We start from the raw sequence: 24424 nt of genomic DNA on the forward strand, positions 1-24424 counted from the left end.
GCTCATGCCGGCTCCTCCATCTCCACCCGTCCGCGGCCGGAGGCCGACTCGCGGTCGTCCTTCTCGTCCTCCGTCTCGCGGGTCACCACCGCCCGGTAGCGGGGCTCGTCCCGCAGCAGCGCCCGGTGGGTGCCGACCGCCGCCACCCGGCCCTCGTGCACCAGCACCACCCGGTCCGCCACGTCCAGCAGCAGCGGCGAGGAGGCCAGCACCACCGTCGTACGGCCCGCGCGCAGCCGGCGGACACTCTCGGCGACCCGCGCCTCGGTGTGCGAGTCCACCGCCGAGGTCGGCTCGTCCAGCACCAGCACCTGAGGGTCGGTCACCAGCGAGCGGGCCAGGGCCAGCCGCTGGCGCTGGCCACCGGAGAGGGAACGGCCGCGCTCGGTGATCCTGGTCGCCATCGGGTCGCCGCCACCGTCCGGTGACGCCTGCGCCAGCGCGTCCAGCACATCCCCGCAGCGCGCCGCCGCCAGCGCCTCGTCCACCGGGACGGACCCGGAGGACGGTACGTCCAGCAGCTCCCGCAGCGTCCCGGAGAGCAGCACCGGGTCCTTGTCCTGCACCAGGACGGCGGTCCGCGCCAGGTCGAGCGGCAGCCCGTCCAGCGGCACCCCGCCGAGCCGCACCGAGGCGTGCTCCTCGGCGGCGGGCCGCGCGGTCGTAGCCTTCTCGTCCGCGCCGCCGCTCTCCTGGTCCGGGCCCGCCGGGTGGCCGCCCAGCCGCTCGGCGAGGCGGCCCGCCGCGTCCGGGTCGCCGCACACCACGGCGGTCAGCAGCCCCTCGGGGGCGCGCAGCCCGGTCACCGGGTCGTACAGCTCGCCCTTGGGGAGCTGCTGCCCCGCCTCGGCCGGGTCCGTCCGGGACAGTGCCAGCACCCGCGCCGCGCGCCGCGCCGAGGGACGGGAGAAGGAGAAGGCCATCGCGATCTCCTCGAAGTGGCGCAGCGGGTACGCGGTGAGGGCGACCGCGCTGTAGACGGTGACCAGCTCGCCCACCGAGATCCGCCCGTCGGCGGCCAGCCCCGCCCCGTACACCACCACCGCGATCAGCATCAGTCCCGGCAGCACCACCTGGATGGCGGCGATCAGCGCCCACATCCGGGCGCTGCGGACCGCGGCCGTCCGCACCTCCTGGGAGGCCGCGCGGTAACGCCCCAGGAACAGCTCCTCACCGCCGATGCCGCGCAGCACCCGCAGTCCGGCGACCGTGTCGGAGGCCAGCTCGGTGGCGTACCCGGCCTTCTCCCGCTGGGCGTCGGCCCGGCGGGTGGCGCGGGGGAGCAGCGGCAGCGCCGCCAGGGCCAGCACCGGCATCCCGGCGGCGACGACCCAGCCCAGCGCGGGCGCGTAGACCACCAGCCCGACGCAGACCAGCACCAGCGAGAGCGCCGCCGCGAGGAACCGCGACAGCGCCTCCACGAACCAGCCGATCTTCTCCACGTCGCCGGTGGACACCGCGACCACCTCGCCGGCCGCGACCCGCTGGGTCAGCACCGAGCCGAGCGCGGCCGTCCGGCGGGCCAGCAGCTGCTGCACCCGGGCGGCCGCGGTGATCCAGTTGGTGACCGCGGTCCGGTGCAGCATGGTGTCGCCGAGCGCGATCGCCCCGCCCAGGGCCGCGATCAGCGCGGCCGACCAGCCCAGCGCGCTGCCCGAGCGGTCGACCACCGCCTGCACGGCGCGTCCGACGGCCAGGGGCAGCGCGGCCAGTGCGGCGAAGTGCAGCAGCCCCCAGCCCAGGGAGCGCAGCTGGCCGCCGAGCTGGTTGCGTCCGAGCCAGACCAGGAACCGGGTCCCCGACCGGACGTCCGGAACGCCGGGGTCCTGATAGGGGAGGTGGTGAATCCGCATGACGTCCCAGGGTCTCGGCGGGCACAGGTCCAGACCTGCAAGGCTCCCGCCCCCCGACGCCCGGCGGCAACCGATTTACCGCCTCGTCACCGCCTCCGGGCCCGGCTCAGCAGCCGCGCTCGGGCACTCCGTCGATTCCGTCGACCAGGGTGGACAGCAGACCGCCCAGCACCTCGCGCTGCTCCTTGGTGAGCGGGGCGAGCACATCCTCCGCCGCCGCCCGGCGGGCGCCGCGCAGGGTGCGCAGGGTCTCCCGGCCCGCCTCCGTGAGCTCGATCCGCACCACCCGCCGGTTCGCCGGGTCGGCGACCCGGCGCACCCGCCCGCCGGCCTCCAGCCCGTCCACCAGGCTGGTGATCGCGCGGGGCACCACCTCCAGCCGCGCCGCCAGGTCCGCCATCCGGGGCGCCCCCTCGTGGTGGGCCACCGCGCGCAGCAGCCGGGACTGCGCCGGGGTGATCGCCACCTCGGCGGACTCCAGCTGCCGCTTCTGGCTGCGGTGGATACGGCGGGTCAGCCGCAGCAGCTGCTCGGCCAGCACCCCGTCCGGATCCGGCGCCGGAAGCGGGGCGGGGGCGGGGGGCTCATGACCGGCGGCGGAGGGGAGACCGGAGGCGGGGGAGTCCATGGCGGAATACTATCAGGACCATGCTCATTGTGAAGTAGGGTAACAGTGAGCTAGGCTCTGCAAAGATCACCGCCCTGGCTCACCCGCTCACCCCTTCCGAAGGAGCCCATGCCCCGCCCCGAGAAGCCCCGATGGACGCCACCGCCGCCGGACCCCGACCAGCCGCCGGTGGAGGTCCGGCGCATCCTGCGCCTGTTCCGCCCCTACCGCGGCCGGCTCGCCGTGGTCGGGCTGCTGGTCGGCGCCTCCTCGCTGGTCTCCGTCGTCTCCCCGTTCCTGCTCCGCGAGATCCTGGACACCGCCATCCCGCAGGGCCGCACCGGCCTCCTCACGCTGCTCGCGTTCGGCATGATCCTCACCGCCGTGGTGACCAGCGTCTTCAACGTGCTGCAGACGCTGATCTCCACGACGGTCGGCCAGCGTGTGATGCACGATCTGCGCACCGCCGTCTACGGCCAGCTCCAGCGCATGCCGCTGGCCTTCTTCACCCGCACCCGGACCGGCGAGGTGCAGTCGCGGATCGCCAACGACATCGGCGGCATGCAGTCCACGGTCACCTCCACGGCCACCTCGCTGGTCTCCAACCTCACCGCGGTCACCGCCACCGTCGTCGCCATGCTGGCACTCGACTGGCGGCTGACGGTCGTCTCGCTGCTGCTGATGCCCGTCTTCGTCTGGATCAGCCGGAGGGTGGGCCGGGAGCGCGAGAAGATCACCACCCAGCGGCAGAAGCAGATGGCCGCCATGGCGGCGACGGTCACCGAGTCGCTGTCGGTCAGCGGCATCCTGCTCGGCCGCACCATGGGCCGCGCCGACTCGCTCACCCGCTCCTTCGCCGCCGAGTCCGAGCGGCTGGCCGGCCTCGAAGTGCGCGCCTCCATGGCCGGACGCTGGCGGATGTCCACCATCGGCATGGTGATGGCCGCCCTGCCGGCCCTGCTCTACTGGGCCGCCGGCCTCGCCCTCCAGTCCGGCGGACCCGCGGTCTCCATCGGCACCCTGGTCGCCTTCGTCTCGCTCCAGCAGGGCCTGTTCCGGCCCGCCGTCAGCCTGCTCTCCACCGGCGTCGACCTCCAGACCTCCCTCGCCCTCTTCCGCCGCATCTTCGAATACCTGGACCTCCCGGTCGAGATCACCGAGCCCGCCCGGCCGGTCCCCCTTCCCTCCGTCCGCGGCGAGGTCCGCTTCGAGGACGTGCGCTTCCGCTACGACGACAAGGGCGCCCCCGCGCTCGACGGCATCGAGCTGACCGTCCCGGCCGGCGGCAGCCTCGCCGTCGTCGGCCCCACCGGCTCCGGCAAGTCCACGCTCAGCTATCTGGTGCCGCGGCTGTACGACGTCACCGGGGGCCGGGTCACCCTCGACGGGGTGGACGTCCGCGACCTGGACTTCGGCACCCTGGCCAGGGCCGTGGGCGTGGTCTCCCAGGAGACCTACCTCTTCCACGCCTCCGTCGCCGACAACCTCCGCTTCGCCAGGCCGGACGCCACCGACGAGGAGATCGAGGCCGCCGCCAGGGCCGCCCAGATCCACGAGCACATAGCCTCCCTCCCCGACGGCTACGACACCCTGGTCGGCGAGCGCGGCTACCGCTTCTCCGGCGGCGAGAAGCAGCGCCTCGCCATCGCCCGCACCATCCTGCGCGACCCGCCGGTGCTCATCCTGGACGAGGCCACCAGCGCCCTGGACACCCGCACCGAGCACGCGGTGCAGGAGGCCATCGACGCCCTCTCCGCCGGGCGCACCACCATCACCATCGCCCACCGGCTCTCCACCGTCCGGGACGCCGACGAGATCGTGGTCCTGGACTCCGGGCACATAGCCGAGCGCGGCACCCATGACGAGCTGCTGGCCAAGGACGGCCGCTACGCCGCCCTGGTCCGCGGCGACACCGCCCTGGTTCCCGCCACCACCCCCTGACCCCTCCCTCCGCAAAAGGCGGCGCCGCCACCCTGGGACGGGGTGGCGGCGCCGCGGGACGAACCGGTCGTCAGCCGGTGACCGCCGCGAGGGCGGTCACCGGATGGACGACCGTCAGACGAGCCAGCCGAGGAAGTGGAAGGCGCCGGCGAGCAGGTCGGTGATGAGGTTCATGGTGTTGCGTTCTCCTTGTGCGTGATGCATGTGTGGGACTCGCGCAACTCCGGTCTGCAGCCCGTCACTTGCGCACCGTCAGCATCTCGCGGCTCTCGGTGACCGAACAGCGGAACCGCCGCGGATCACACCATCCGGCGAACATCCGACAACACGTTCGTGTGCTTGTCGGACGTGTGCCGCGCCCCAGGCTCCCCCTCTCCCGATCCCCTGCGGGTTACTTTGCCCCCATGTGGAACACATCACCTCAAAACGGTCAGCGGCGAAGGGTGCGGATGACCCGCCGAGGCGTGCTGGTCCTGATCGGCGGCCTCGCCGTCGCCGTAGCGACCGCCGTACTGGTGCCGCTGGTACTCCTGAAGCAGGCCCCGGCCCCCGAGAAGCCCCGGATGCTGGTCATCCCCGAGGGCTGGCGGGCCGGGCAGGTCTACACCGCCGTGGACAAGGCCCTCGCGGTCCCCGCCGGCACCACCCGCGGGGCCGCGGCCCGGGCCCGCCTCAAGCTGCCGCCCGCCGCCCGGGGCAACCCGGAGGGATTCCTGTTCCCGGCGACCTATCCCGTCACCTCCACCAGCACCCCGGAAAGCCTGCTGCGCTACATGGTGACCACCGCGGACCGCCGCCTCGGCGCGGGCGGCACCACCGCCGGCTCCCCGGACACCTCCGCCGGCGGCCCCACCGGCGGCCTCTACGAGGCGGTGACCATCGCCAGCATCGTGCAGGCGGAGGCCGACACCGCCGCGGACATGGGCAAGGTGGCCCGGGTGGTCCGCAACCGGCTGGCCCAGGGCATGGCCCTCCAGATGGACTCCACCCTCAACTACGCCCTGGACCGCAACACCGTGGACACCACCCACGAGGACACCCGTATCGAGAACCCGTACAACACCTACAACCGCCCCGGGCTGCCGCCCACCCCCATCGCCAACCCCGGCGAGGAGGCCATGCGGGCGGCCACCCGGCCCACCCCCGGCGACTGGCTGTACTTCGTCTCCGTGGCGCCCGGCGACACCCGCTTCACCGCCGACTACCAGGAGCACCTGGCCAACGTCGAGGAGTTCAACACCCGCCGCCGCACCACCACCGGCTGACCGCGTCCGCCCCGCCCCCTTCCGCTCAGGTGGCCGCCCCCACCGGCGCCCGCCCCAGCAACCGCACCACATCCCGCACCGCCGCGCGCCCCGCTCGGTTGGCGCCGATCGTGGACGCCGACGGCCCGTACCCCAGCAGATGCACCCGCTCGTCCCGGGCCGCCCGCGTCCCCACCATCCGGATACCGCCGCCCGGCTCCCGCAGCCGGAGCGGCGCCAGATGGTCCACCGCCGCCCGGAACCCGGTCGCCCAGAGGATCGCATCCGCCTCCACCACCCGCCCGTCGTCCCAGGCCACCCCCGTCTCCGTGACCCGGTCGAACATCGGCAGCCGCTCCAGCACCCCTTCCGCCCGGGCCCGCCGGGTCCGCTCGTTGAGCGGCAGCCCGGTCACGCTGACCACGCTCATCGGCGGCAGCCCCTGGCGTACCCGCTCCTCCACCAGCGCCACCGCGGCCCGCCCCTCGGCCTCCCCGAAGTCGCCCTCCCGCCACACCGGCTCGCGCCGGGTCACCCAGGTGGTCTCCGCCGCCACCTCCGCGATCTCCATCAGATGCTGGGTGCCCGACGCCCCGCCGCCCACCACCACGACCCGCAGCCCGGCGAACGCCTCCGGCCCCGGATATCGCGCCGTGTGCAGCTGCCACCCGCCGAAGCGGTCCTGCCCCGGATACCGCGGCCAGAACGGCCGGTCCCACGTCCCCGTGGCGCTGACCAGCACCCGCGTCCCGTACACCCCTTCCGACGACTCCACCCTGAGCCGCCCCCCGTCCCCCTCCCGTACCGCCTCCACATGCACCGGCCGGTGCACCCGCAGCCCGAACGCCTCCTCGTACCGGGTGAAGTACTCCCCGATCACCTCCGACGAGGGCCGCCCGCCATCCGCCTCGCCCAGCTCCATCCCCGGCAGCGCGTGCATCCCGTGCACCCGGTCGTAGGTCAGCGACGGCCACCGGAACTGCCACGCCCCACCGGCCCGCGGCGCGTGGTCCAGCACCACGAAGTCCGTACCGGGCCGCAGCCCGGCCCGCCGCAGGTGGTACGCCGCCGACAACCCGGCCTGCCCGGCCCCCACGACCACCACGTCCACCGCCGTCATCTCGTCCACGCCCACCCCAACCACACCGCCCCCGCCGCTCTTCCCGCCCCGCCCCTCACCGCGGTGCCACCATGGAGCCATGAGCGACGCCTTCACCACCCGCGTACTGCACATCACCACCGGCAGCGCCGAGACCGTCCACGACCTCACCGCCGACTGCACCGCCTTCCTCCGCGAGGCCGCCGCCGGCCGCGACGGCCTCCTCAACGTCTTCGCCCCGCACGCCACCATGGGCGTGGCCGTCCTGGAGACCGGCGCCGGCAGCGACGACGACCTCCTCGCCGCCCTGCACACCCTCCTCCCCGCCGACGACCGCTAGCAGCACCGCCACGGCAGCCCCGGCCACGGCCGCGACCACGTCCTCCCCGCCCTCGTCCCCCCACACGCCACCCTCCCGGTCGTGAGCGGCGAACTGGCCCTGGGCACCTGGCAGTCGGTCTGCCTGGTCGACACCAACAAGGACAACCCGGAGCGGACGGTGCGGCTGAGTTTCCTGGGCTGAGCGAGTTCGTCAAGCACCTCGATAGAGGTTGCCGGACGTCGGGACAAGAGGTCGGCAGAAAGCACCGGGACCCCAGCAAGTGAGCTGGTACACGGGTCTCCGCGGACACTTCCGCGTCAGCACCTGCTTCCACCGTTGTCGAACGTGGCAGAGCCCTCGTCGACATCGCTGTCGATGAGGGCTCTGTCAGGTATTCCGTGGGATTCGGCAGCCCAGTCAGAGATTGCGAAGGAGTGCCCGCGGCCACTCACCCTTGGGCCCGATATGGGTGCCGGTGATCAGATCACGAAGCGTCTGGACTCTCCCACGCTGCCCTGTTCACTCCGTCCGCGTCCGGCACGACGGCGCACCAACTCACCGCTCCGTCCGCCAGCAGGTTCGTGGCCAGTCTGGGCGCAGTGTCCGGCGATCCAGCGGGTCAGTTCTTCCGGGGTGTGCAGCGTGCCTGAGGTGGCACCACAGGTGCGCTCCTCGCCGGTGACGCAGACCGCCTCCATGGTCGGCAGCGCCAGAGGGTCGGGAACGGTAGTGACGTGGTACTCGCGGAAGCGGTAGCGCCCCCGAGAGGCGTTGTGTACTGGTGCGCCGGCGTTCGCAGAGTCAGGCATCCTCGGCCGCCTCTTCCTGATCCGGGATGCGCTGCCCACGCGACTCCGCGACCCTGAGCACGTCCGCCAGGGCTTGTGCCAACCGGCGAGCCAGCCAGCGGTATTCGGTCGCCGACAGGGCTTTCGCACCGGTACCGTGGCGTCGCCTGCTCGGCACACCGCTCAATCCGGCGCCGTACGACTAGGCGGGCGCGGTTCTCTTCAACGCCCACGCCGAAGCCTTGTGGGCCCGCTTCACCACTTACTTGCGCCGCGAGCTCGCCTTCCGGCTTGACCTCACCCAGAAGGCCGCCCGCACGGTTCTGCGGGTGTCCTTCGCCAAGGTCGCCGAATACCAGAAGCGCGGCCTGGTCCACTTCCACGCCGTGATCCGCCTCGACGGCAGCACCCAGCCCCCGCCCTCGTACGCCACCGTCGCCGTGCTCACCGACGCCATCCGCGCCGCCGCACCGCGCCGCGCGCATCTCCGTCACCTCGGACGCAGTAGGGGAACGCGAACTCACCTGGGGTCAGCAGCTCGACGTACGTAAGATCGCCGCCTTCGGCACCGAAACCGAACTCACCGACCAGGCGGTCGCCGCCTACGTCGCCAAGTACGCCACCAAGCCCGCCGCCGACTCCGGCACCCTCGACCGCGCCCTGTTCTGCGGCCCCTGCCAGGGACGCGGCGCCACCCTCCTGCCCCACGGAACCCCGCTCCCGTGCACTGCCTGCGACGGCACCGGACAGGCCCGGTCGCTGTCCCGGCTCGCCGTCGCCCGGCATGCGCGGCAGATGATCCGCACCTGCTGGGAGCTGGGCAGACTGCCGGAGTTCGCCGCCCTGAAGCTCTGGAAGTGGGCGCACATGCTCGGCTTCCGGGGCCACTTCTCCACCAAGTCCCGCTCCTACTCCACCACCCTCGGCGCACTGCGCGACGCCCGCCGCACCTGGCGCACCGAACAGGCCCGCGCCCACACCGACCTGCCCGAACTCGACCCGACGACCACCCGTCGTCGGCCACTGGGACTACCGGGGCTCGGGCTACAGCCCTGGCGCCGCGCTCCTCGCCGCTGACGTCTGGCACCGCAGGGAACTGGAACGGCAGTTCACAGCCGAAGGCGGCTACTGATGACCACACCTCCCACCGCTGCCCTGCACCCCGCGAATAGCCCGGCGCAGGAATTGCTGACGGTGCCCCAGGTGATGGCCAGCCTCCAGTTCGGCCGCTCCGCCGTCTACGACCTGCTCCGCAGCGGCCCCGGCACTTCAACACCCTGCTCCGCCGGGCCAAACTCCGCCGCATCCGGTTCCACGACCGCTGCCACTCGACCGCGACCCTCCTCCTGGAACAAGGAGTGGAACTCGTCGTGATCAAGGAGCTGTTGGACCACGCCCAGATCGGCGTCACCGCGACCGTGTAGGCCCACGTCCGGCTCCGCCTCCAACGCGGCGCCATCGACCTCCTCGGCCGCGCCCTCCGCGTTCCCGCCGTAACCGGAAACCGGCCCGACGACGGCAACGAACCGCCGCTCCGCGCAGGCCCCGTCCGCTGACGTTGCCGTCAACTACTGCCGTCACGCCACGCTGAAGCCCCGCCAGGCACTGCCTGACGGGGCTTCAGATTTGCATGCGTACGTGAGCTACTGGCTCCCGATGGACTCGCGGAACCGCCGCACCTGAGAGATGGTCGTCGACCACTCAGAGATTTGGTTCCCGTCCTCGTCCACCAAACTCCGAGCCTCCACATATCGCCAAGGCTCTTGCGGATTGAAATTTTCTTCGAGGCCATCCAGGAAGATGATCGAGTTCTGCACGTAGACATCTTCCCCTTCCCGGTAAATAGGCCAGCAGAAGATGAAGTTGGCGGTCTCCGGGTCCGTGATCGAAGAGATGAGGCATGAGGTCGAATTCTTGCTCGCCTCAAGCTCCCTCAGGGCCCTCTCCCAACTTCGAGAGTAGTCGCCCACCGTCCAGAAGCTCAGGTCCATCGGGAATGATTCTGAGAAATCCCCGACTGTGATCTTACCGGCGGCCTCGGAAGGCGACGAGACGCCACCTTCCGAGGCGGGATCACCGATCACTTCGATCGCGAATCGGTTATTCCTTGAGATAGTTGAGGTCTGGGTCATAAGTACCGATCCGTTGGCCCTTGCGGTTGAACATCTTCCATCCGTCCGACACATTATGCCCGTCAACATCCGGCGTGATGTAGTTCTTCCCATTCGAGAAGACCACCTGGCCGTGTGAATTAAACGGAGCCTTTTGCGCAGGAATTCTCGTCCTGTACCCAAGGGCCCCCGCCCTGTCCCCTACGGTTCCGGCGTACAACTCCCGGTTCTGCGCACTTCGCGCGGCTGTCGAGTCCGGATGATACGGATCACCCTTGAGCGCCGGGGAAGAGGTGTACCCCTCAGGACAGTTGCTGTTGTGAACGAGCACCGGCGTCCGACCAGCGAGTACATAGTACGTGTGCAAGTCGTCAACGGTGAGGTTGTACGTGCGTGTCTGTTTGGTGAAGGAGGTGTTCACCTTGACCGACACGGTCTCGCCTTGATCGGTGAGCAGGGTCATTCCTGGCAGCAGGGCGCCGGCCACGAGCCACGCATGCTCGGACGGTGACCAGAACGGGTGCTCGTGCGTGGCGGTGAGCTGTTCGACGCCGTCTTCGGTGGAGACGGCGAGCTTGTTGAGCTTCTTGGACGTTTTCGGGGTGCGGATGAGGTGGGAGACCTTGCGCGGGCCGCTTTCCCCTTCCTCCGGGTCGGTTGCCATGACCGTGTCGCCGACGTCTACGTCCTCGATGGGCTTCGTAGACCCGTCGGCCATCAAGACGAGCGTTCCGGCCAAGAAGCACTTGCAGTCCGGGTTGGGTTTCCCTTGCGGTACATCGGCCTGCTTGGTGCCGCCCTTCAGTCCCCTCTTGATGAAGGCACGGACCGCACCCCATCCGCCTGCAGCGATGGAAGCGATATCCAGGGCATTTTCCGTGCCCTTGAATTCCTTGGAATCTACCTCGACGCCGTGCTCCTTAGCCTTCTCCATATAGGACTTCCGGAGGCCGCAGTCGGCGCCGGCCCAGCACCAAGGCTCAGTGAGGTACTCGATTCCGTCTGCCGTACCCACCAAGAAGGCGCCCGCGGCGCCAGCCATGTCCTTGGCTAGTTGTCCCAGAGACTTGGGATTCTCCGGCTCCTTGTTGTTGCAGATGCCGTATTGCCGCTGGATGGCCGGGCAACTGGGGGCTGAGCTGGCGGCACTGGTGTGGACGGCACTGCCGGAGGCTGCCAGGCCGGCGCGAGAGCCTCCTCGGCTGGCCCGGGAACTGCTTCGCTGGCGATGGGTCACGTGGGAGGCGGCCGCGATGTACGTGACGATCGCGACGGCGACGGTGATGAGTGCCTTGATGAAGGAGAAGAAGAACTTGCCGTCTGCGTCCGCGAACGTCACGGGGTTGTTGTTGCTGTAGGCGTACCCGTTGATCTGCTGCGGGTCCTTGAGATCCGCAATCGGGTCGGCGCTGACGAATCGGCCGATGGCGGGGTCGTACTCACGGGCACCCAGGTGAGTGAGGCCAGTGGGGTCCTCCGTGCCGCCGGCGAAGCCCTTCTCACCGATCCAAGAGGCCGGCGCCGCGCCACGGGTTTCGCCGAACGGCTGCATGGACCGACGGATCACCGCCTGGCTTGCCGCGTCGATCTGCACATTGGCCGTGCCGTTGTGATCGGAGCTTGTCCACGTCAGCGACTTCGACGTGCGCATCGCCACGACCTGTCCGGCATGGCTGTAGTACCTGGTCGCCTCGACCTTGCCGGTCGCCTTGTCCTGCCGCAGCTCCGTCTCTCCCAGCTGGAGCGTAGTGCCCGCGACATCGCGTCGGATTAGGCGGTTTCCGTCGGCGTCGTTGAGGAAAGTCGTCTCGGCCGCGTTGGCCTCGGTCACCTTGGCGAGGTTGTTCTCCGGCCCCCAGTCCAAGCGCTGGGTGTTTTCTCCGATCGTCCGTGTCCGGGTGTTTCCGGCTTCGTCGTAGGTGTAGCTGGACGCCGCAGCCGGCTTGTTGCCACCGCTGGTGGTGGTGGAGGCAAGCAGGTGCGGACGGGCCTTGTCTCCACTGGTGTGGTCGTACGCGTAGGCCGTGGTGGCCGCACCGCCCGCGGCGAGGTGGTCGGTCGCGCTCTTCCGGTTGCCAGCGGTGTCGTACGCGAACGACTTCCAGTACGCGGCGACGCCTCCCACTGAGGCGGCGCTGGGCGCTGTCGCACAGTCCGTCTTGGCCGTCCAGGCGCTCCGCAGCCGGCGGTGTCCGTCATAGGTGAAGCACTGCTTGTCGCCGAGGGCGGTGGAGCGGTCGTCTATCTCGACAGGGTTGCCGGCCGCGTCATAGCGGAAGTACGTGTCGGCATCCGTGCTCTTGTTGGACTCTGACACGACAGTCTGCCGCGCCAGACGCTTGGTGCCGTCCTCGTAAGCCGAGTTGATCTCGGTCCACTTGGCGGTCGAGGACACTCCCAGCGTGATGCGTGTCCGCTCGCCTGCGGGCAAGTAGTCGGTTCCGCGGACGATACCCGTCAGACCCTGGAGGGTGGTCGGCATCCGCTGGTCGTTGTACCCGTAGGTGAGGACTTCCTGCCCGAGGCCTCCCATGGCCGGAAGCGTCCGCTTCTGAAGCGTGCCGTCGAGATTGTATGCGTTGGTGAAGGTATAGGTGCCGGTGCCCGCCACCGCGCCCTCACTGGTACTGATGGTGAACTGCTCCTTCAGCACCCGGTAAAGGGAGTCGTAGGCCGCACTCGTGAGCGCGTAGACCTTGCCGTTCTTGCCGCCCTCGTACCGGATCGAGGACGTGGGCTGGCCGAGGGCGATGGTGTCGTAGGACCAGCGTGCCAGGTACTTGGAGTCGTCGATGGACGGCTTCCCGTCGACCACGGGGATGCGGCCGGTCAGTCGTCCGGTCTGGCGCCCGAGCACGTCGTAGGTCTGGCTGAGCAGATTGCCTCGCGCGTCCTCGGTGACGGCAACTTGGTCGAGCTGGTCGTACTCCTTCCGGGAGACGCCGGTGTCGGGATCCACGCTCTTCGTCTGACGTCCGAGGAAGTCGTACTCGTAGGTCCAGGTGTTGCCGTCGTTGTCCTGCACCTTGGTCAACTGATCGGCGCGACCGTACGCGTAGGTGAGGCGGGTGTAGTCACCGGTGGCCTTCTTGCCGTCGTACTCCCGCTTTTCGGCCAGGCGTCCCCGGCTGTCGACCTCTTCGCGAACCGCCGGCGCTCCGGTGGGCGGCTCGACCGTGGTCGCGTTGCCCTCGTAGGTCGTCGTTGTGCGCGAATGCTCCTTCTCCAAAGCCAGGTTGATCTCGACGACGGGCCGCTCCGCGCCGTCGTACACCATTCGCTTCCCGGCCGGTGAGGCGGTCAGCAATGTGGCGAGCTTGCCGCTCGGGGCCGTGGTGTCGATGTAGTCGGCCGACGACTCGATCCCCAGTCCGCGGGTGTCGTATTTGGTGTCGGCGATGACGCGGCCGCTGCCCACTGCCGCGGGTGCCTGCGTCTGGCGAGGCCTGAGCAGAGCGTCGAAGATGGCGTACGAGGTCTGGTATGTGGAACCGTCGTTGTTGAGGGTCTTCGTCGCAACCCAGGAGCCGTCAGCTTTCTGGATCTTGTACTCGTACTTGGTGCTGGGTGCCTGACCGCCGGCTCTGTTCCGGTCGGCCGGCCAGACATCGGTCAGCCGGCCGAGCCCGTCGTAGGCGCTTTCCGTGCGCTTGCCGTTGGGGTCGGTGTGGACGGTGTTGGACCCCCAGTCCGGGGCCACCTCTGTACTGATCGTGTGTCCGAGGGCGTTGACCTCCTTCTTGGCGGTCAGAGGGCCACCCGCAGCCGGTGTGTACTCGATGTGGTTGGTGCGGGTGCCGTCGGCGTTCCACTGGTCGGTGAGACGGCCGAGGGCGTCGTACGCCGCGGTCGAGACGGTCTGCACCTGGGCGGCGCCGGCACTGTAGCCGGTGACTCGCTGGGTGGCGGTCACGTCGCCCCTGATCGGCGCAGTGCCATACACCTTTCCGTCGTATGACGTACGCACATCGGAGATGACGTCGGTTGTCTTGGGGTCGCCCGTACGGTTCGGTGTCGCCGAGCAGCCGATCGACACCTTCTCGGTGCGTTTGGCGTAGCTGATCAGCCAGTCCTCGGTGTTCTTGACGTACTCGGTGCGGGTGCAGTCCTTCTGGCCGCCGCCTTCGGTCTCGACGGTGAGGGGTTGGCCGTTCTCGGTGTCGTAGGTGGTGGCAGTGGTGGACGTGATCGCGCCATCGCCGGGGACCGGCGTGCGTGTGACCTCCTTGGCGGTACGGGTCATAAACGCTCGTACGGTGCCGTAGGAGTGCGTCGTGCTGGCGGTCTCCCGCGACCACGGGGTAGTGATCGTGCCGGAGACCTCTTCGCCGGCCGTGCCGTTGTAGGTGATCGTCTCGCGGACCTGCCCGGCGTACTGCTCTTCGTCGTCGACCGATGAGCCCTTGGAGTCGGTGACCGTCTCCTTGCGCGTGGTGCCGTCGAGTCGCTTGTCGCCGTGCATGCCGCGGTAGTAGAGGCTGGTGGACCTAGAACGGGTGCCCGCCGACTCGCCGGTCGTTGTCGTGACCTTCGGGTAGCCGCGCCAGATGCCCCAGGTGCGGTACTTGGCGGGGGTGATGGGGGACTGGTCGTCGTAGGCCCAGGCGCCGCCGCCGGTGTAGGTGTAGTCGGTCTGCTTCAGCGGTGCGCCACCGGTCGGGTCGGACTCGCTGACCTGGGTGACGACGTACTTGTGGAACCAGTCCGTGCGCGGCTGCGGGTCGGTGCCCGGCGTCGGGTTGGACGGCGGGATCCACTTGACCGGATAGCAGCGCTTGGTGTTCTTGTCGAGCTCCGGAACGCCCACGCCCGCGACGCACTCCGGGTCCGAGTAGTTGACCGTGAGGACGGAGCCCGTCTCCGAGGTGACCGTGCGCACGCGCCACTTGATGAACGGCGGCACGTCGTCGCCGGTCTTGTCGACGCGGTTGTGCATCTGCACGCCGGAGAAGGTGATGGCCGGGAGGGTGACGGCAGTGCCGACCCGGCCCGTGTGCTGGATCGACTTCAGCCAGAGACCGGCGTTGGAGCCGTCGCCCGGGTCGGGGAAGGAGTGCTCCAGTGCCCAGTGGTTGACGTCACGGTAGTCGGTGTCAGCACCGGTTCCGCTGCCGTCGTAGACCTGGGTGGTGATGCCCGTGAGCCTCATTCGTGAGAAGAAGGATGGGGCGGACTGGTCGGTGCAGACGGTGTCCTTCTTGCAGATCTGGTCGAAGGGCACGTCGGGCCAGGCGTTGCGGTTGGATTTCCCGAGGTTGGCGCAGGTCTCGCCGCCGCTGACGGGGATGCACCGTTCGTTGACGGTGAACTTCACCCGTGCCGCGGCGGGCTGGGTGGTGGAGTAGACGGTGTCGCTGCGCTGGCCGTAGTCGATGCGCTTGAGGTAGCCGCCGCGGACGTACTCGGTGCCGTTGCCGGTGGTGCCGTTCTTGGCGTAGAAGTTGACTTCCTTGTCGTACCAGTACGTCATGACGTTGCCGCGCGGGTCGACGACGTAGTCCAGGTTCCACCGCCAGGCCTGGGTCTTGGCACGGGACGCGAAGCTCGTGCCGGCGTCGTAGCCGGGCTCGCCGGAGTCGTCGCCGAAGACGGGTACGGTCCACACGGAGTTGGTCTCGGCTTTGCCGGTCGCCCATCCGGGGAGGCGGTTCTTGCCGAAGACGTACTGGGTGCCGTCGGTGGTGGTGACGGTCCAGTGCTCGCCGTCGTCGTCTCCGTTGGTGGCTCCGGTGGAGCGGATGACACGCTCGCCGTCGTCGCCCTGCAGCCGCCAGAGGTTGGTCTTCTTGTCTTTCAGGATGAGGGTGCTGGACTTGCCGTTCAGCACGATGGAGGCGTTGTCCTCCTTCCAGCACTGGTCGTTCTTCTTGTCCTGGCCGTCGTCGTCGCAGGAGCCGTAGGACCGCTCGATGTACGAGGTCGGCAGGTCGAAGCCCTCACCGATCCAGGACGGCTGGGCACTGGTGGCGGAGGTGCGTCCGTCCACGCTCTGTGCGGAGTAGCCGATGGAGAGGGGAGGCGTGGGTCCGGCGGGGGCGGGGACCGGATCCATGGGATAGGACCAGGTGAAGTCTCCGTTGGAACCGCCGCCCGCCCAGGTCGCCGAGGGGGACAGCGGGGTGGCGTCGTAGGTGCCCTGGCTGGAGGAGGTACCGGCGGAAGCGGCGAGGACCGTGAAGGCGGCAGTGCCGCTTCGCGCCTTGGCGGCCGGCTTCGCGGTGCTCACCTCGGCGGTGAGGGTCTGGTCCGCGGTGTCGTTCGACGACGCCACGGGCGTGGTGGTGCGGCAGGCCGCCTTCTCCGGCGTGGTCAGGGCGCAGGCGGGGAGTTGCACCAGGCGCAGCCGGGACGACCAGTTGCCGCTGTAGGCGTGGGCGAAACCGCTGTAGTCCAGCGCCAGGGACAGCTTTGACGGGTCGGTCTCGCCGTCCGCGCGGCGCACACTGAGAACAACACCGTCGATGCCCAGTTCGGCGGTCTTGGCACGGTCGAGGAAGGTGACCTCGGCCTTGGAAGGCGCCGCCGCGGGCGCCTGGGCGTGGGTGCTCGACCGGGCGGTCGCTCCCTTCGCCGCCTTGGCCGACCGCGGTCGGCCGATGGAGACGGGCAGGCTGCCTGCCTTCGCGGCCGTCTTGGCCTGCGGCGGGACTGCTACGCGGGAGGTCGCCGCGTCGGGCCAGTCGATCGGCCGGTCAGCTCGGGCCCGGGTGGTGTCCGCGGCCTTCCTGGTCGGGTCGGAGACCTGCTTGTGCCGGGGGGTGAAGGGCTCGGCCTTGCCGAATTCGGGTTTCGGCAGGCTGCTGGGGTCGCGCTCGAACTCCTGGGTGGGAGCCGCGCCGAGGAGGGTGGCGATGACGGCCGTGGTGACGGGGAGGGCGACGGCTGCCATACGGCGGCGGCTCGCCCCTCTCCATGACCATGACGGCAGCACATGTCTTGTGCTGGTCAAGTGGTTGCTCCGGGTTCTCGGACAGCGGTGGTGGCCCGGGCTTGTCGGCAGGGGCCACCACCGCGGGTGGATGTAGCGGTGGGAAGGGCTGAGGTGGCTCGGATCTAGCCGATCTCGACCGGCGGTTCGTCGACCGTGGCCAGCTGGGTGATCTCCGCCTCGGACAGGACACCCGCGTAGACACGCATGTCGTCGAGTTGCCCCATGAGGCGATTGCCCCAGGTGCCGTTGTCGTGGCGCCGGGCCTGGCTCACCATGAGGGGCTGGTCGGACTGGAAGACGCTGTCGACGAACACTCCGTCCTCCGCGCCCTCTCTGACGCCGCCGAGGTAGAGCTTGGCGGACTGGTTCACGGAGTCGAACACCCCGACCACGTGGATCCAGTTGCCGGGCGGATTCACCTGCTCGGAGGTGACGGTGGCGGCGGGTCCGTTCAGGACGTCGGTCTCGTACAGGCCGAAGTTCCAGTCGCCGACCTGCTCGCCGATCTCCTGCCGGTACCAGAGGCGGAAGGCGTTGCGCTGCAGGCCGGGACGGGCGAACACGGTGGGTGAGTGAGCGCCCGTAGTGCTTTCCAGCACCTCGGCGTCCAGGTTCACCCAGCCGGCCACGGTGAAGCTGCCGGACTCGTCCAGTTTCACCGGGGCCGATCCGGTACCGGACTGACCTGCCGGCAGGTTGAGAACAGTGCCGTGGGCGGGATCGTCCGCCAGCGTGAAGCCGGCGCCCGAGGAGACGGTGAGGGCGTTACCGCGTCCTGACGCGTCAGGCGCGGTCGCGCCGGAGGCGTTGTCCATGTTCCAGTGCGCCAGGAGCGCGGGCTGAGGGTACCCCGAGTCGGGGTTCTCGAGGTTGGCTTCGGCCCACAACTCATCGGGGAACACGACCCGGTTCCAGGCCTGCACCTGGTCCAGATCACCCTTGAAGTAGCTGCCCGGGGTGCCGTTGGGCGCCTTCATACGGCCGATTTCGAAGGATCCGGTCGCCGCCCACGGTGTGGTGTAGGCGGTGGTCGCCTCAAGCCGGCCGTTGACATAGAGCTTGATCTGCTGCGCGTCACGGTCGTACACCGCGAGCAGATGCGTCCATGCCCCCAGGACACCGGGCCTCGATGAGACGGCCCGCACCAGGCTGGAACCGTCGGAGCTGTACCGGTTGAAGACCCAGCGGTCGTAGGAGTTGGAGTAGTACAGCTGGAACGCGCCCACCTGGGCGCCGTTCTGGCTGGCCACGGTGCTGATCTGGTCCCGGCTGCCGAGCTTGGTCCACGCCGACACCGAGAAGTTGCCCGTGGTGTCCACCACTGGTCCCGCGGTCGCCGCGTAGGCGCTGGTGCCGTTGAGTCGCAGACCGCCCTGCAGTCGGGCGGGCGTGGTCCAGGCAGCCCCGCCGCCCAGGGTGAGGGCGTGAGATGAGCCACCCGCGTTGAACCCGGTCGAGTCCAGCTTCCACTCACCGAGCGGATTGGAGGCCTTGGCCACCTTGAAGAGGTAGTCCTTCGAGGCGCTGCGGTTGCCTGCCGCGTCGACTGTCTGCACCCGCAAGGTGTTGGTGAGCCTCTTCGTGGGAGTGACCTTGCGCTCGTAGCTGGCCGTGTTCGCGGTGAAGACCTTGCTCTCCACAAGAACGCCGTTCAGCCAGATGTCGTATCTGCGCACATCCGAGGCACCTGCGCTGATCTTGAACGTGCCGGTCTGCCCGACGCTTCCTGTCTCCGGCGAGGCGTTGCAGTTTGTGCCGGCGCACTCGGGATAGGCCGCAGAGGTCACCGTCGGCTGGGGCGGGGCGCTGACGTCGACCTTGAAGTAGCAGTAGCCGGACCACGGCCCGTGCAGGTATCCGGTCGAACCTGCCCAGGTGTAGCGGTACTCCGACCGGGCCCTGAACTTGTAGGTGGTTCCGCTGGTCAGCGCCGCGGTCGGCACAGATCCCCCTGTGCCGCTGGCCGTCCACGTGCTCGGGCTCAATGCGGTCGGCTTGGTGCTGGACCCCGCGTACAGCTCGAAGTTGGGCCGCAGAGAGGCGTTCGCGGCATCGGACGAGGTGGGGGTCGCGGTCACTCGCGGGGTGGTATCCCGGATGAGCGGCGCGGCCGAGGAGGAGGAACACGCCACGTTGGGATCGAGCAGCTTCACCGAGGACGGGGCGTTGGACGGGGGCGTGACGTAGGTGATCGACAGTCTCGGCTTGCGAGAGGAGGTAGCCCGGTCGTCGGCCGGCGACATGAACTGCTTCCACGCGATCGGGTCCGACTCGCTCGCCGTCAGCCCGAGCGTCGTCGTGGTCGACTTCGCCTTGGCCGTGTAGGCCACAGCGGAAGTCGCGTCGAACTCGATGTCCCCGTCAGGGCAGTTTGACGAGAAGCCCTTCGCCGCGGAGACCTTGCTGACGTACGACCAGCCCGTAGGCGGCTTGTTCCACGTCGTCGAGCTGGAGATCGTATTGGTGCGGTAGAGGTTGACGTCCCGCTTATCGCAGTTGGCCGACCAGATGGCATAAGCCGTGAAGGTCGCGTCGAGGATCTTCTTGCCGCCGACCTTGCGGGTGTCGAATTGGTAGAAGGACTTGGCCTTCTTCATGTCCACATAGGCGTCGTAGCCGACGCCGAGAGCATGGGAGGTCTTCCAGAAGGAGGTTGACGGCGAATCGGACCAGATGGTGGTCCAGCCGGTGAGGCTGGCGCTGACCGCCGGAGGGTCGATGACGACCGGGTAGGTGGTGTCGGCGGCGGTGAGGAAGGATCGATCAGGCGTCAGCGACAACGCGCTGCTGCTCATGGATACGTCAGCCACGGCGGTCTTGGAACCCGGCTGAGGTGTGACCGCGCCTTCCGGGTCAGGCACCTCCGAACCCGAGCTCCGCGAGGCCACGGTGGAAGAGCCGCTCCTGGCGGCGGTCTTGGCGGACGCCGAGGGGGTGGTCGGGGTCGAGTCCCACATGAGAGCGGCGCTGCTGGAGAAGACGGCGCGGCCGCCGGAGTCCCGCAGGGAGACGCTGCCGTCCGCCGCGGGTCGGACTGACAGGCCCTTGGCCTTGACCGGGAAGTGGATCGCCGCCAGGGCAGGATCCATGGCGGCCTGACGGGAGTGCACGACGAGGTTTTGGGTGAACCCGTCCGGGCGGATCTGCACCACCAGGTCGACCTCGGGCCGAACGGACTCGTATACGGCCGTCGAGCCCGAGACTCTCGGGGCGGGCAGCTTCCACGGTGAGCCGAGTTCGTAGGTCTTGCCGTTGCGAGTGATAACGGCAAGTGCGGTGGTTCCGCCGCCGGACAGGACGATGTCCTGCGCTGCCTTCGGCACCAGACTGCCATCCGCGCGGCTCGTCAAGGACGTGTCCACCGGCACCCACACGCCGCCCTTGAGGACTCGCTCGGGTATCGGTGACGACTCGACGGTGAACGTTCCATCGCTGTTGGCGAAGGTCTGATTCGTCTCGTTCGTCAGGGCGGTGACCTCGACCCGCCGACCCTGCGAGACCGCCTGCTCGGAGGCCTTCTGCTCAGCGGACTTGGCCGGGAGTACATCGTCCTGCCAGAACGCCTTGCCCCTTGCGGCGTCATCGGCGGGGGCGCTGGAGGTCACCTCGGGAGCCTCAGCCGCCCCGTCCGTCGTGCCGCCGGCTTGCGCCTGAGGAGACGCCAACCCGAATGAGGCTCCAACCACCAGCAACGACAGTGTCGTTGCGGCTACCCCCCGCACCGCTCTCTCGCGGTGCCCACGTCTTCTCACTACCGATTACCCGCAATCTGAGAATTTCATGAAGATCATGTGATCGGAGTGATGGTAGGAGAACGAGGGGTAGAGGTCTATGCCATTGGGGCTGCAGGGAGGGGGCATTCGGGGCGAAAGGCAGCAACTTGCCGTGTGGCTCTCATCACTTACTGTAAAGAGCGCCTGATCGGGGCTCGTATGGGAGGAACCCTGGCGATCGGCCGCCGCTACGCTGAGGGTTGTCCTTGCGGAGGTTGGCGGACACGAACAAGGACAACCCGGAGCGGACGGTGCGGTTGAGCTTCCTGGGCTGAGTCGAGTCGTCTAGGAGGCGCGGGGCCGACCCCACCTCCTGGAGCGGCACCGGCTCCACTCACGGAACACTCCCGCGGGTGCGGGGCCGAGAGTGGCTGATCTGCGGCTCTACTTGAGTATGGGCTCGATTTCATTCACTTGCACCGTGCCCTCTGGGTGAATCCAGTCTCTGGCAGGTCGTATCGCGGCCAGTCTTGCAGCGCTCGGGTTCGGTCGTTGTGGGGGCTGAGTTTCCTGGGCTGAGCAAGGTCCGGCCTTGGCGGGGATTGACGAAGCCGGACTGATCGGTACGACTGCGGTTGGCCCGCTAGGAGGATTGTCCCTCTGTCGCCGGAGTTGCCCCGCACGATGGGCGGCCCCTGAAGGCCATGCCGAAACGCTCGGCGAGAGAATGGCTGTCGAGCGACGGCTGGTGACTGGCTAGTTGTTCGTCGGGGTGGTTGGTGGACCCAGGGGCCTCGCCGCCGACTGGTGGCTGGTACCAGACGGTGCGGCTGCACTTCGGCCGCACGCTGCTGGTGGTGGGCGACGTCATGAGTCATGGCGTCGAGGCCGCCGGGGACATGAACATGAACGTGTGTCGAGGAGCGCTGCGTGACATGGCCTCCATCGATCTGGCGCCGCACCAGGTGCTGTGCAGGCTGGACGCCCTGGTAGACGCGGCGGCGCGGCGGCTCGCCACTTGTGTGCTGGTGCGGATGGACCCCGCGTGGGACCTTCTTCTTGGCCGCCGGGCATCCTCCACGCGGACGGCACCGCGATGGTGGGGGAGCTGCCGGTGGGGCCGCCATGGGGCACCGGGCTCGGGGGCTATCGGCTCGTCACACGCCGAATGACCGCCGACGACACACTGCTGCTGTTCACCGACGGCCTGGTGGAGCGGTGAGGTGAGGACATCAATGTCTCGCTGGGCCGGCTCAGCGTGGCCGGACTGGTCGGCGCGGTCGTCGACGGGCTGGGCGCGCGTGACGCGGAGGGCGGCGTGGCCGTGCCGGCCGCTCGGTTCACGGCGCGGGACCCGGCGGCCGGTCCGGCGTGGGTGCGACGGGATCGTCCCGGACAGGGGGTGGGGGTGCTGTGGCCGATGAAGGCGGACAGGCCGAGGGGGCGGGGCCGGTGCGTGCGCGCCGGTCCCGCCCCCTGCTTCGGGTGAGAGTGTCAGACCAGGTCGAAGCGGTCGAGGTCCATGACCTTCGCCCAGGCGGCGACGAAGTCCTTCACGAACTTCTCCCGCGCGTCGTCGGAGGCGTAGACCTCGGCGAGGGCGCGGAGTTCGGAATTCGAGCCGAAGACCAGGTCGGCGCGGGTGCCGGTCCACCTGACGCGGCCGGTCTCGTCGCGGGCCTCGAACTCGTCCTGGGCCGAGGACGTGGACTTCCAGGTGATGCCCAGGTCGAGCAGGTTCACGAAGAAGTCGTTGGTCAGCGTGCCCGGGCGGTCGGTGAGGACGCCGTGCCGGGAGCCGCCGGTGTTGGCGCCCAGCACGCGCAGGCCGCCGACCAGGACGGTGGTCTCCGGGGCGCTCAGCGTCAGCAGGTTGGCCCGGTCGAGGAGCAGGTACTCGGCGGGCAGGCGGGTGCCCTTGCCGACGTAGTTGCGGAAGCCGTCGTACAAGGGCTCCAGGGCGGCGAAGGACTCGATGTCCGTCTGCTCCTGGGTGGCGTCGACCCGGCCCGTGGTGAGCGGCACCTCCACCGCGACGCCGGCGTCCTCGGCCGCCTGCTCGACGGCCGCGCTGCCGGCGATGACGATCAGGTCGGCGAGGGAGACCTGGTTGCCGCCCCGGGCGTTGAAGGACTGCTGGACGCCTTCCAGGGCGCGCAGGACCTGGGCCAGCTCGTCCGGGTCGTTCGCCTCCCAGCCGCGCTGCGGCTCCAGGCGGATCCGGGCGCCGTTGGCGCCGCCGCGCTTGTCGCTGCCGCGGAAGGACGAGGCCGACGCCCAGGCGGCCGAGACCAGCTGGGACACGGTCAGGTCGGTGGCGAGGACCTGCTCCTTGAGGGCGGCGATGTCCGCGGCGGTCAGCGGCTCACCGGTGCGCGCGGGCAGCGGGTCCTGCCAGAGCAGCACCTCGGAGGGCACCTCCGGACCCAGGTAGCGCTGGATCGGGCCCATGTCGCGGTGCGTCAGCTTGTACCAGGCGCGGGCGAAGGCGTCCGCGAACTGGTCCGGGTTCTCGTGGAAGCGGCGCGAGATCTGCTCGTAGGCGGGGTCGAAGCGCAGTGAGAGGTCGGTGGTGAGCATCTGCGGCTTGTGCTTCTTCGACGCGTCGTGCGCGTACGGGATGGTCTCCTCGGCGTCCTTGGCGACCCACTGCTTGGCACCGGCGGGGGACGTGGTCAGCTCGTACTCGTAGGCGAAGAGGTTGTGGAAGAACTCGTGGCCCCAGGCGGTGGGGGTGCTGGTCCAGGTCACCTCCAGGCCGCTGGTGATGGCGTCGCCGCCCTTGCCCGTCCGGTAGGTGCTGCGCCAGCCCAGGCCCTGCTCCTCCATCGGGGCGCCCTCGGGGTCCGCGCCGACGTTCTCGGCCGGGCCGGCGCCGTGCGTCTTGCCGAAGGTGTGGCCGCCGGCGATGAGGGCGACGGTCTCCTCGTCGTTCATCGCCATCCGGCGGAAGGTCTCGCGGATGTCGCGGGCGGCGGCGATCGGGTCGGGGTTGCCGTTGGGGCCCTCGGGGTTGACGTAGATCAGGCCCATCTGGACCGCGCCGAGGGGGCTCTCCAGCTCACGGTCGCCGGTGTAGCGCTCGTCGTCGAGCCAGGTGGTCTCCGGGCCCCAGTAGACGTCCTCCTCCGACTCCCACACGTCCTCGCGGCCACCGGCGAAGCCGAAGGTCGTGAAGCCCATGGTCTCCAGGGCGACGTTGCCGGTGAGGATCAGCAGGTCGGCCCAGGACAGCGCCTGGCCGTACTTCTTCTTCACCGGCCAGAGCAGGCGGCGGGCCTTGTCCAGGTTGCCGTTGTCCGGCCAGCTGTTCAGCGGGGCGAAGCGCTGCTGACCGGCGCCCGCGCCACCGCGGCCGTCGCTGATGCGGTACGTGCCGGCGCTGTGCCAGGCCATCCGGATCATCAGCGGCCCGTAGTGGCCGAAGTCCGCCGGCCACCAGTCCTGCGGGGTGGTGAGCACCTCGGCGATGTCCCGCTTCACCGCCGGCAGGTCGAGCCCCTGGAACGCGCTCGCGTAGTCGAAGTCCGCGCCCAGCGGGTTCGCCACGGCGGGGTTCTTGGCGAGGATCTTCAGGTTGAGGCGGTCCGGCCACCACTGGCGGTTGCCCCCGCCCTGGGTGGGGTGCGGCGCGCGGCCGTGGGCCACCGGGCACCCGGCCGCCTGCGCCTCGGGCACCTCCGGAACGGCCGTCTCGGGGGAGTCCGGCGTGACGGGGTCGAAGACGTGCGACTCGTGGTTCTCGCTCATGGGAAATCCTTCCGGACCCGGCGGGTCGTGAGGGCGCTGAACGGGGGAGGAGGATGCGGGTCGTA

11 protein-coding genes and 5 pseudogenes are annotated in these 24424 nt (G+C 69.5%); 8 read left to right on the forward strand and 8 right to left on the reverse strand.

The genetic code is table 11. The annotated features are described in order from the left end of the window. Positions 1-2: 2 nt before the first annotated feature. A complete protein-coding gene (locus tag M1O15_RS14635; RefSeq protein ID WP_248634244.1) occupies positions 3-1853 on the reverse strand; it encodes an ABC transporter transmembrane domain-containing protein in 1851 nt (616 codons plus the stop codon). 106 nt (positions 1854-1959) lie between these two features. Continuing rightward, positions 1960-2481: a MarR family winged helix-turn-helix transcriptional regulator gene (locus M1O15_RS14640; protein ID WP_248634245.1), complete on the reverse strand. Its 522-nt coding sequence runs from the start codon at positions 2479-2481 to the stop codon at positions 1960-1962. Between the two features lie 108 nt (positions 2482-2589). Here M1O15_RS14640 and M1O15_RS14645 point away from each other — a divergent pair, with 108 nt between their 5' ends. Both M1O15_RS14645 and mltG read left to right on the forward strand, forming a co-directional pair. Beyond that, positions 2590-4401 carry an ABC transporter ATP-binding protein gene (locus M1O15_RS14645; RefSeq protein WP_248634246.1) on the forward strand — a complete coding sequence of 604 codons (1812 nt, stop codon included), beginning with the start codon at positions 2590-2592 and terminating at the stop codon, positions 4399-4401. Positions 4402-4805: 404 nt separating this feature from the next. Next, on the forward strand, positions 4806-5666 hold the full coding sequence (gene mltG, locus M1O15_RS14650) for an endolytic transglycosylase MltG (RefSeq protein ID WP_248634247.1): 861 nt from the start codon (positions 4806-4808) through the stop codon (positions 5664-5666). Positions 5667-5691: 25 nt separating this feature from the next. Here the strand turns inward: mltG and M1O15_RS14655 are convergent, their stop codons facing one another. Further along, positions 5692-6765: an NAD(P)-binding domain-containing protein gene (locus M1O15_RS14655; protein WP_248634278.1), complete on the reverse strand. Its 1074-nt coding sequence runs from the start codon at positions 6763-6765 to the stop codon at positions 5692-5694. A gap of 79 nt (positions 6766-6844) precedes the next feature. Here M1O15_RS14655 and M1O15_RS14660 point away from each other — a divergent pair. Further along, positions 6845-7267, forward strand: a pseudogene (locus tag M1O15_RS14660) (YjbQ family protein). A gap of 278 nt (positions 7268-7545) precedes the next feature. Here M1O15_RS14660 and M1O15_RS31970 read toward each other — a convergent pair. Further along, positions 7546-7875 carry a DUF7848 domain-containing protein gene (locus M1O15_RS31970; RefSeq protein ID WP_443735616.1) on the reverse strand — a complete coding sequence of 110 codons (330 nt, stop codon included), beginning with the start codon at positions 7873-7875 and terminating at the stop codon, positions 7546-7548. A gap of 146 nt (positions 7876-8021) precedes the next feature. Between M1O15_RS31970 and M1O15_RS14665 the strand changes: the two are divergent. The 3 pseudogenes from M1O15_RS14665 to M1O15_RS14675 all read left to right on the forward strand — a co-directional run. After that, positions 8022-8986 (forward strand): annotated as a pseudogene (locus M1O15_RS14665) (replication initiator); the annotation flags it as partial. After that, positions 8986-9111: pseudogene (locus tag M1O15_RS14670) on the forward strand (helix-turn-helix domain-containing protein); the annotation flags it as partial. The pseudogenes M1O15_RS14665 and M1O15_RS14670, both read left to right, overlap by 1 nt. Before the next feature lie 5 nt (positions 9112-9116). Then, a pseudogene (locus M1O15_RS14675) lies at positions 9117-9410 on the forward strand (tyrosine-type recombinase/integrase); the annotation flags it as partial. 87 nt (positions 9411-9497) lie between these two features. On the opposite strand, the gene M1O15_RS14680 reads toward M1O15_RS14675, so the two are convergent. From M1O15_RS14680 to M1O15_RS14690, 3 genes are all read right to left on the reverse strand, one after another. After that, complete coding sequence (locus M1O15_RS14680) at positions 9498-9986, reverse strand: hypothetical protein (protein WP_248634248.1); 489 nt, start codon at positions 9984-9986, stop codon at positions 9498-9500. Then, the gene (locus M1O15_RS14685) at positions 9955-16854 is read right to left on the reverse strand and encodes a toxin C-terminal domain-containing protein (protein ID WP_248634249.1); all 6900 of its coding nucleotides are present in this window, start codon (positions 16852-16854) and stop codon (positions 9955-9957) included. The genes M1O15_RS14680 and M1O15_RS14685 overlap by 32 nt, the downstream gene beginning before the upstream one ends. Before the next feature lie 164 nt (positions 16855-17018). Then, the gene (locus tag M1O15_RS14690) at positions 17019-20501 is read right to left on the reverse strand and encodes a LamG-like jellyroll fold domain-containing protein (RefSeq protein ID WP_248634250.1); all 3483 of its coding nucleotides are present in this window, start codon (positions 20499-20501) and stop codon (positions 17019-17021) included. Positions 20502-21508: 1007 nt separating this feature from the next. Between M1O15_RS14690 and M1O15_RS31420 the strand changes: the two are divergent. Then, positions 21509-21595, forward strand: a pseudogene (locus tag M1O15_RS31420) (hypothetical protein); the annotation flags it as partial. Positions 21596-21654: 59 nt separating this feature from the next. After that, a complete protein-coding gene (locus M1O15_RS31425) occupies positions 21655-21831 on the forward strand; it encodes a SpoIIE family protein phosphatase (protein ID WP_308282329.1) in 177 nt (58 codons plus the stop codon). A gap of 272 nt (positions 21832-22103) precedes the next feature. Here M1O15_RS31425 and katG read toward each other — a convergent pair whose 3' ends face one another. After that, positions 22104-24359, reverse strand: a complete 2256-nt coding sequence (katG, locus tag M1O15_RS14700) for a catalase/peroxidase HPI (protein ID WP_248634251.1) — start codon at positions 24357-24359, stop codon at positions 22104-22106. Between the last annotated feature and the right edge of the window lie 65 nt (positions 24360-24424).

The organism is Streptomyces lichenis, from assembly GCF_023218175.1.
Lineage (GTDB): Bacteria > Actinomycetota > Actinomycetes > Streptomycetales > Streptomycetaceae > Streptomyces > Streptomyces lichenis.